Origin of the sequence: Streptomyces sp. NPDC057474 (assembly GCF_042802555.1) — a bacterium.
Taxonomy (GTDB): domain Bacteria; phylum Actinomycetota; class Actinomycetes; order Streptomycetales; family Streptomycetaceae; genus Streptomyces.
Genome location: NZ_JBHVDX010000313.1, coordinates 1 through 9,110, shown reverse-complemented (window position 1 = coordinate 9,110; position 9,110 = coordinate 1). Strand labels below are relative to the sequence as shown.

The following is a 9,110-nucleotide window of genomic DNA, read 5'->3' as shown; positions in this document are numbered from 1 at the left end:
GCAGCGGCAACGGTTCGCTGGAGGTGACCAGTTCGCGCAGGGGGTGGCGGGTCAGGACCTCGTCCACCTCCGGCGCCAACGCCGCCGCCAGACGGGAGGGCGCGGGGCGGGTGGTGTCCCGTAGCGCGCCCACGGCGGCGAGCAGGGTGCCCCGGCCGCCCTTGCCGTCGGGGATTCCGGCGGCGGCGCGCTCGTAGAGACGGGCGCCCTCCTCCAGGACGAGTTCGGTGTCGAGGCCGGCCGGGATCTTGATGCGGGCGTGGTGGCGCCAGGTGGTGACCGGGTCGCCCCAGCCCTCGACGGCGTAGGACCAGACGCCCTCGCTCGGTACGGAGACGGTGGCGCCCCAGCGGTCGGTGCCGGGGGCGAGTTCGCGCATCGGGGTCCAGTCGGCCGGGCGGCCCTCCGGGCCCCTGAGCACGACGTTGGCGGCGACCGCGTCGTGGCCCTCCCGGATGACGACGGCCGAGATCTCGAATGCCTCGCCCACGACGGCCTTCGCCGGTCGGCGGCCGTGGTGGACGGTCGGCCGCACATCGAGAACCGGTATCCGCCCGATGGTGGGGGCGCCCGGAGTCACCGGGGTCTTCGGAGGCGGCGCGGCCGGCGCGGGCGGTCCGGTGTGCGCCCGGCGCGCGGGGCGTTCGGCGGTGCTGTCGGGTGTGGCGGTGGTGGTACTGGTCGTCGGGGGGGCTGACGAGTGGTGCGTGGCGGGCATGACCGCTCCTGTCCGCGTCAACGTGGGTGGGCGGATGAGGGTGTGGGGAGGTGGGGCCAGCGGGACGTACCGGTGGAGCCTTCCCACACAGTGCGGGTGGGCATTCCGGCACTTTGTTAACTACTCACGCGTATGTCTACACACAAGACCGGCCTCGTCCGAGAGGGGCGAGGCCGGTCACTGTAGTCGCTCTCGGTAAAGAGCCGCTCACCTGTGGTGTTACGGATCCCTACGGGTTGTCGACTTGGAGAAGCCTGTTCGGGGAGCCCGGATATCTGTCCTTTACCTTGCCCGAAATCGCACCCTCCACCAGCGCCCTGCTCACGTCGGCGGGGGTGGCCCGTGGATGGTCGGCCAGAAACAGGGCGGCCGCGCCGGCGGCGTGCGGCGAGGCCATCGACGTACCGGAGGAGGTCACCTTCCCGGTGTTGCTCTTGTGCGACGCGGAGGTGATGGACGCACCGGGGGCGAACAGGTCAAGGCTCGGGCCCCAGTTCGAGAAGTCGGCGCGGACGTCCTTCTTGTCGGTGGCGCCGACGGTGATCGCCTGCTTGACGCGGGCGGGCGAGTAGAGGCCCGCGGCGAGTCCGTCGTTGCCCGCGGCGACGGTGTAGGTGACGCCGGACGCTATGGAGTTGCGTACGGCCGCGTCGAGCTGGGCGTTGCCGTGGCCGCCGAGGCTCATGTTGGCCACGGCCGGCTTCTTCGCGTGCTTGGTGACCCAGTCGATGCCCGCTATGACCTGGGCGGTCGTCCCCCCGCCCGCGTCGTCGAGCACGCGTACGGCGACGACCCTGGCCTTCTTGGCGACACCGTAGGTGGTGCCGGCGACGGTGCCCGCGACATGGGTGCCGTGGCCGTTGCCGTCCTGTGCCGTCCTGTCGTTCTGCACGAAGTCCCAGCCGTTGGCGGCCCGGCCGCCGAATTCCTTGTGCGTGATCCGGATGCCGGTGTCGATCACGTACACGGTGGCGCCCCTGCCCGCCGACCCCGGCGAGGTGTAGCTCTTGTCGAGCGGCAGGTTCGACTGGTCGACGCGGTCCAGGCCCCACGAGGGCGGGTTGGGCTGCCGAGGGTCGTACGCGGCCTGCCGGTGGTCGTAGGTGACCTTCGTGTCCTGGACGACCGAGGCCACGCGGGAGTCCGCCGCGAGACGCCTGGCCTGTTTCTCGCCGGTCTGCACGGAGTATCCGTTCAGGGCCGTGCTGTACGTGTGGCGTATTTTCGCCCCGTACTTCGCCGCAATGTCTTTTCCGGCCTTCGACGGGGCCTTCGTTCCCGCCTTGAGGGTCACTATGTAACTGCCGTTGACGGAACCGGGATCACCGGCTCCGTGGACGAGCCCCTCCGCGGCGGCCTGCGCGGGCAGGGTGATGGCCGAAAGTGCCGCGGCCGTCATCACCGCCGTGAGCCCTCCCGCCCAGCGCATACGCCTGTTTCTCGCCTCTGCCGGGTGACGCATGTGTGAGTACCCCCTCCTCAACCCGGCGCACCCGCACCAGGATTCACCGGAAGCCGGTCGTGACGGGCTGCCGGTGTTCGCCGGATTCGGCCGAGGTCGGCCGGTGCGCCACTGGGCAGCCTCTCGTGCGGTGTGAAGCACCACAAGGCCGCGCAGAGGGGTGGAATCGGCCATATCACCCGTGGGGTACATGTGAAGGTTGCGGCTGGGTTGCGGCGAATTCAGGACTGAACGCGCCGGGGCGGACTGCCCGGCCGGGCGGCCGGGGTACGGATGCGCCGTAATCGCATACCGGGGGACGCCCCGTAGTTGCCGGGCCCCCGCGCCGCTACCGTCGGGGGGTGACGAACGGCGCACAGCGGAGTGCGTCCCCCGGCCCGTACGTCCTGGCGCGAAGGTGGAACCCTCTGTGAAGGCCATCCGCAGATTCACCGTCCGACCCGTCCTCCCCGAAGCCCTCCACCCGCTCAGCGAACTGGCGCGCAATCTGCGCTGGTCCTGGCACGCGGAGACCCGTGACCTCTTCCAGTCGGCCGACCCCGAGCGCTGGGCCGCGTCGGGCGGCGACCCCGTACGCCTCCTCGGCTCCGTCTCCACCCGGCGCCTCGCCGAACTCGCCGAGGACCGGCGCTTTCTGCGCCGGCTGACCGTCGTCGCCGACGATCTGCGCGACTACGTCACCGGGGACCGCTGGTACCAGGGGCAGGCACAGACGTCCGAACTCCCGGCCGCCGTCGCCTACTTCTCGCCCGAGTTCGGCATCACTGCCGCGCTGCCGCAGTACTCCGGCGGCCTCGGCATCCTCGCCGGCGACCATCTGAAGGCGGCCAGCGACCTCGGCGTCCCGCTGATCGGCGTCGGCCTGCTCTACCGGCACGGATACTTCCGGCAGTCCCTGTCCCGGGACGGCTGGCAGCAGGAGCACTACCCGGTGCTCGACCCGAACGAACTGCCGCTGGTGCCGCTCCAGGAGGCCGACGGCTCCCCGGCCCAGGTCGGCCTGGCGCTGCCCGGCGGCCGCCGACTGCACGCCCGGATCTGGCAGGCCCAGGTGGGCCGGGTGCCGCTGCTGCTGCTCGACTCGGACATCGAGGAGAACGACCTCGGCGAACGCGGCGTGACCGACCGGCTGTACGGCGGCGGCAGCGAACACCGGCTCCTCCAGGAGATGCTGCTCGGCATAGGAGGTGTGCGGGCCGTGCGCACGTACTGCCGGCTCACCGGCCACGCCGGGCCGGAGGTCTTCCACACCAACGAGGGCCACGCCGGCTTCCTCGGCCTGGAACGCATCGCCGAACTCTGCGACCAGGGGCTCGACTTCGACGCCGGCCTGGAGGCGGTCCGCTCCGGCACGGTCTTCACCACCCACACGCCCGTCCCCGCCGGCATCGACCGCTTCGACCGTGAGCTGGTCGCCCGCCACTTCGGCCCCGACGCCGAACTCCCGCGCATCGACGTGGGCCGCATCCTGGGGCTCGGCATGGAGACGTACGCGGGCGGCGACCCGAACGTCTTCAACATGGCGGTGATGGGGCTCCGGCTCGCCCAGCGCGCCAACGGCGTCTCCCTGCTGCACGGGCAGGTCAGCCGGGAGATGTTCTCGGGTCTGTGGCCGGGCTTCGATCCGGACGAGGTCCCGATCACCTCGGTGACCAACGGCGTGCACGCCCCGACCTGGGTGGCCCCGGAGGTCTTCCGCCTCGGCGCCCGCCAGATCGGCGCCGAGCGGACCGAGGACGCCATGTCGGTCGGCGGCTCGGACCGCTGGGACGCCGTGGGCGACATCCCCGACCAGGACATCTGGGACCTGCGCCGGGACCTGCGCGAGCAACTGGTCGTGGAGGTACGGGAACGCCTCGCCGCCTCCTGGCGGCAGCGTGGCGCCGGGACCGCCGAACTGGGCTGGATCGACGGTGTCCTGGACCCGGACGTCCTGACCATCGGCTTCGCACGCCGCGTCCCCTCGTACAAACGTCTGACCCTGATGCTGCGCGATCCCGACCGGCTGATGGAGCTGCTGCTCCACCCGGAGCGGCCGGTGCAGATCGTGATCGCGGGCAAGGCGCACCCGGCGGACGACGGCGGGAAACGCCTGATCCAGGAGCTGGTGCGGTTCGCGGACGACCCGCGGGTACGCCACCGGATCGTGTTCCTCCCCGACTACGGCATGGCGATGGCGCAGAAGCTGTACCCCGGCTGCGACGTGTGGCTCAACAATCCTCTCCGCCCCCTGGAGGCGTGCGGGACGAGCGGGATGAAGGCGGCGCTCAACGGCTGTCTGAACCTGTCGGTGCTGGACGGCTGGTGGGACGAATGGTTCCGGCCGGACTTCGGCTGGGCGATCCCCACCGCCGACGGCACGGCGACGGACGACGACCGCCGGGACGACCTGGAGGCGTCGGCCCTCTACGACCTGCTGGAACAGCGGGTCGCACCGCGCTTCTACGAACGGGGCCAGGGCGGTCTGCCCGACCGCTGGATCGAGATGGTCCGCCAGACCCTCACCCACCTCGGGCCGAAGCTGCTGGCGGGCCGCATGGTCCGGGAGTACGTCGAGCGCCTGTACGCCCCGGCCGCCCGGGCCCACCGGTCGTTGGTTCCGGACGTGGCCCGGGAACTGTCCGAGTGGAAGGCGCGGGTGCGGGGCGCGTGGCACCGGGTGACGGTGGACCATGTGGAAACCTCGGCGGCTCCGCTCAGTACGGCCGCTGAGCTGGGCGCGACGCTGGTGCTGCGCGTCCGGGTCGGCCTGGGCGACCTGGTCCCGGACGACGTCGAGGTCCAGGCGGTCTCCGGCCGCGTCGACACCGAGGACCGCATCACGGACGCGACGTACGTCCCGCTGAAACCGACCAGCGGCCCCGACGGCGAGGGCCGCTGGGCCTACGAGGGCCCGCTCGCCCTGGACCGCACCGGCTCCTTCGGTTACACGGTACGGATCCTGCCCGCCCACCGACTGCTGGCCTCGGCCGCCGAGCTGGGGCTGGTGGCGGTGCCTTCGCAGGAGATGGCGGAGGAGGCGGGGGTGTTGCTGCGGTGACCCCGTCCGGGTGGGGGATCTCCAGGCCCGCCCGGACGCCGTGCCCCGTATAGGCACCGCCTATACGGGGCATCGATTTTTGGTCGTGGACCTCCTCGTCCGTGCGCCGCTTCACTGAGCCGACAGTGGTGCGACGGCCGGCCGGGACCCGGTGTCGTACGGGTCTCCTCAGAGCCGGAGGTTGCAATGACGCATGCCCCTGCCCCCGTGGTACGGACGAAGCCGTGGTACCGGCAGCTGTATGTGCAGGTGCTGGTGGCGATTGTCATCGGGATCGTGCTCGGCTGGCGGTGGCCGGATCTCGCCACGTCGATGGAGCCGATCGGCACCACGTTCATCACCGCGATGAAGATGCTGATCGGACCGATCGTCTTCCTGACGATCATCGGCGGCATCGCGGGCGTCGCGGACCTGAAGAAGGTCGGCCGCACCGGGATCAAGGCGCTGACCTACTTCCAGGTGGGCACGATCGTCGCCATGGGCGCGGGTCTCGTCGCGATCAACATCTTCCGGCTCGGCGACGGTGTGCACGCGGACGCCTCGCGGCTGGAGGTCTCCGGTGACGCCGGTGCGTACATCGAGAGCGGCGAGCACCAGCACTGGTGGGAGTTCCTGACGAACATCGTGCCCGACAGTGTCTTCGGCGCGTTCGTCGAAGGGAACATCCTGCAGATCATCTTCCTCGCGGTGGTCTTCGGCATCGCCCTGAAGTCCGTGGGCAAGGTCGGCGAGCCGATCATCGAGGGCGTCAACCGCCTGACCACCGTGGTCTTCAAGGTGCTCTCCTTCGTGATGAAAGTGGCCCCGCTCGGTGCGTTCGGCGCCATGGCCTACGCCATCGGGAAGTTCGGCCTCTCGACGCTGACCAGCCTCGGCTCGCTGATCCTGCTCTTCTACGTCACCTCCGCGCTGTTCGTCGTAGTGGTGCTCGGCGCGGTCCTCGCGGCGTACGTACGGCTGAACATCTTCCAGCTCTTCCGCTATTTCAAGGAGGAGTACCTGCTGATCCTGGGCACGTCGACGGCCGAGCCGGCCCTGCCCGGGCTGATGCGCAAGCTGGAGTTCATGGGCGCCGAGAAGTCCACGGTCCGGCTGGTCGTGCCGACCGGCTACAGCTTCAACCTCGACGGCGCCGCGATCTACCTCTCCTTGGCCACGCTCTACATCGCGCAGGCGACGGACACGCCGTTGTCGGTGGGGCAGCAACTCGGACTGCTGGCCGTGATGTTGCTGACGTCGAAGGGGGCGGCGGGTGTCGCGGGCGGGGGCTTCATCGCCCTCACGGCCACGCTTTCGACCGTCGGGCACGTCCCCGCCGCCGGGATCATGCTCGTCTTCGGCATCGACAAGTTCATGTCGGAGTGCCGGGCGATGGTCAACTTCTCCGGGAACGCGGTGGCGGCGCTGTTCGTGGCCCGCTGGGAGAACGGGCTGGATGTGGAGCGGGCTCGACGGGTGTTGGTGGGGGAGATACGGGAGGAGGTTCCCGTAGGCAAGGCGTCCGAGACGGTTGAGTCGGCCGAGTCGGTTGCGGCGGTCGAGTCGGTCGAGGTGCCGGTCGCCGACAGCGGTGCCGGGGCCGCAGTCGGGGTCAAGCGGTAGGGTCCCCCTGTTGCCGCAGGTCAGCGGCGGTGGGAGGCATTGTGGACGCCCGGCAGTTGGAGTACTTCCTGGCCATCGTGGAGCACGGCGGGTTCAGCAAGGCGGCCGCCGCGCTCCATGTGGCGCAGCCCTCGCTGTCGCAGGCGATGGCGAACCTGGAGGCCGACCTGGGCGTCTCGCTGTTCCACCGCATGGGCCGCGGGGTCGTGCTGAGCGAGGCCGGGGCGGAGCTCCTCGAACCGAGCCGTCGGGTGCTGCGCGACCTGGCGGCCGTACGGGACCGGGCGGCGGCCCTGTCCGGGCTGCACGGCGGCACGGTCGAGGTGGCCGCCATGCCGTCGCCCGGCATCGAGCCGCTGACCACCCTCATCCACCGTTTCGCCGCTCTGCATCCGTCCGTCACGGTCAGCAGCCGGGCCGCGTTCACGCCCGAGGAGGTCGTGGAACTGGTCCGCAGCGGGGCCTGCGAGCTGGGTCTCCTCGGCGCTGCCAAGCCGGCGGCGGTGTCCGGGCTCGACGTCCTGCCCGTGGAGGAGCAGCCGTTCGTCGTGGTCGCCGGCCCGGGCGGGGCGGTGGAGGACGGCGCGACCCTGCGCCCCGAGGACCTCGGCGGGCACAAGCTGATCGCCTCCCGCCGCGGCAGCCTGATGCGCACCATCGTCGACGACATCACCGCGCACACCGAGGGCACCGACATCGTCGCGGTCGTCGACCACCGCACCTCCATCCTGCCCCTGGTCCTGACCGGGGTCGGAGTCGCGGTCCTCCCCGCCTCCTGGACGAGGCTCGCCCGCCGCTGCGGCGCCGCCGTGGCCTCCATCGAGCCGACCGCACACCTCCACGTCGCGATGATCAGCCTGCCCGCCCATCTGACGCCGGGCGCGAGGGCGTTCCTGGAGCTGACGCGGTCGTACGCGCGGCGGAAGGGGGCCGGGGCACCGCAGTAGTCAGCGGTACTCGCGGTAGCCGAACCGATCGGTTGCGCCTATGGGCCGTATCGAAAGCCGGTCTTGGACGGGGCAGGGGCGCACTGGGTTGACTCGAAGACGTCGAAGAAGCAGCAGCAGCGCAAGACGCTCCCGGAGGCATCCCGTGACCGCAACCCCCACCGCACCCCGCACCTTCCGAATCGCCGCCATCCCCGCCGACGGCGTCGGCACCGAGGTCGTCGCCGCGGGCCGCGCGGTACTGGACGCGCTGGCGGCCGACTCGGCCGGGGCCTTCGCCTTCGAGTGGCAGGAGTTCCCCTGGGGCTGCGCCTACTACGAGCGCACGGGCAAGATGATGGATGACGACGGCCTGGACCAACTCAAGGACTTCGACGCCATCTACTTCGGCGCCGTGGGCTGGCCCAACGTCCCGGACCACATCAGTCTCTGGGGCCTGCGCCTGAAGATCTGCCAGAGCTTCGACCAGTGGGCCAACGTCCGCCCTGTGCACTTCCTGCCCGGTGTGCGGAGCCCGTTGCGCAAGGCCGACGACACGGAACTGGACTGGGTCGTCGTCCGCGAGAACAGCGAGGGCGAGTACGCGGGCCTCGGCGGCCGCAACCTCGGCGGGCGCGGCCCCGGCGGCGAAGTCGCCGTCCAGTCGGCCCTGTTCACGGAGGTCGGCTGCGAACGCATCATGCGCTTCGCCTTCGACCTGGCCCGTACGCGCGGCCGCCGCAAGGTCTCCTCGGTGACGAAGAGCAACGCCCAGCAGTACGGCATGGTGTTGTGGGACGACGTCTTCAAGCGGGTCGCGCTCGACTACCCGGACGTGGAGACGGAGAGCGTGCTGGTGGACGCGATGTCGGCGAAGTTCGTCCTGAAGCCGGAGGACCTGTCGGTGGTCGTCGCCTCCAACCTGAACGCGGACATCCTCTCCGACCTGGGCAGCGCGCTGGCGGGCAGCCTGGGCCTGGCGGCCAGCGCCAACCTCAACCCGGAGCGCCGCTTCCCCAGCATGTTCGAGCCCGTCCACGGCTCCGCCCCGGACATCGCCGGCCAGGGCCTCGCCAACCCGATCGGCGCGGTCGGCAGCGCTGCCCTGATGCTCGACCACTTCGGCCTGCCCGACCAGGCGGCCCGCCTGAACAAGGCGATCGAGACCACGACAGCCGCCGGCATCCTCACCCGCGACGTCGGCGGCACGGCCACGACGGAGGAGGTCACGAAGGCTTTGATCGACGCCCTGAACGGCTGACCGCCGGCCCGCTACGCGGGCAACCCCGATCGTCCCGGCCTGTTTTCGTCGCGCCCGCAGCCGGGACCGGCCATCCATCCATTGGACGGCCAATCCAACGC

General features: G+C 70.8%; 6 protein-coding genes. 4 read left to right on the top strand and 2 right to left on the bottom strand.

All coding sequences use genetic code 11. The annotated features are described in order from the left end of the window. Together ACFU53_RS44015 and ACFU53_RS44010 are read right to left on the bottom strand one after the other, a co-directional pair. A partial coding sequence (locus tag ACFU53_RS44015; protein WP_384005501.1) for a maltotransferase domain-containing protein occupies nucleotides 1-718 on the bottom strand: 718 nt, incomplete at its 3' end. A gap of 229 nt (nucleotides 719-947) precedes the next feature. After that, entirely contained in the window at nucleotides 948-2,147 is a 1,200-nt protein-coding gene (locus ACFU53_RS44010; protein ID WP_384005499.1) for a S8 family peptidase, read from the bottom strand. Between the two features lie 442 nt (nucleotides 2,148-2,589). Between ACFU53_RS44010 and ACFU53_RS44005 the strand changes: the two genes are divergently transcribed. From ACFU53_RS44005 to ACFU53_RS43990, 4 genes are all read left to right on the top strand, one after another. Then, the gene (locus tag ACFU53_RS44005) at nucleotides 2,590-5,220 is read left to right on the top strand and encodes a glycosyltransferase family 1 protein (RefSeq protein WP_384005497.1); all 2,631 of its coding nucleotides are present in this window, start codon (nucleotides 2,590-2,592) and stop codon (nucleotides 5,218-5,220) included. 186 nt (nucleotides 5,221-5,406) lie between these two features. Beyond that, the gene (gene dctA, locus ACFU53_RS44000) at nucleotides 5,407-6,822 is read left to right on the top strand and encodes a C4-dicarboxylate transporter DctA (RefSeq protein ID WP_384005495.1); all 1,416 of its coding nucleotides are present in this window, start codon (nucleotides 5,407-5,409) and stop codon (nucleotides 6,820-6,822) included. A gap of 29 nt (nucleotides 6,823-6,851) precedes the next feature. Further along, on the top strand, nucleotides 6,852-7,769 hold the full coding sequence (locus ACFU53_RS43995) for a LysR family transcriptional regulator (RefSeq protein ID WP_384005493.1): 918 nt from the start codon (nucleotides 6,852-6,854) through the stop codon (nucleotides 7,767-7,769). A gap of 145 nt (nucleotides 7,770-7,914) precedes the next feature. After that, nucleotides 7,915-9,009, top strand: coding sequence for a tartrate dehydrogenase (locus ACFU53_RS43990; RefSeq protein ID WP_384005491.1), 1,095 nt, complete (start codon nucleotides 7,915-7,917; stop codon nucleotides 9,007-9,009). Nucleotides 9,010-9,110 lie beyond the last annotated feature (101 nt).

What these genes read in the sequence shown, in the direction of transcription:
- ACFU53_RS44010 (WP_384005499.1), bottom strand. Translation starts at nt 2,147, where the DNA reads ATGCGCTGGGCGGGAGGGCTCACGGCGGTGATGACGGCCGCGGCACTT.
- dctA (WP_384005495.1), top strand. Translation starts at nt 5,407, where the DNA reads ATGACGCATGCCCCTGCCCCCGTGGTACGGACGAAGCCGTGGTACCGG.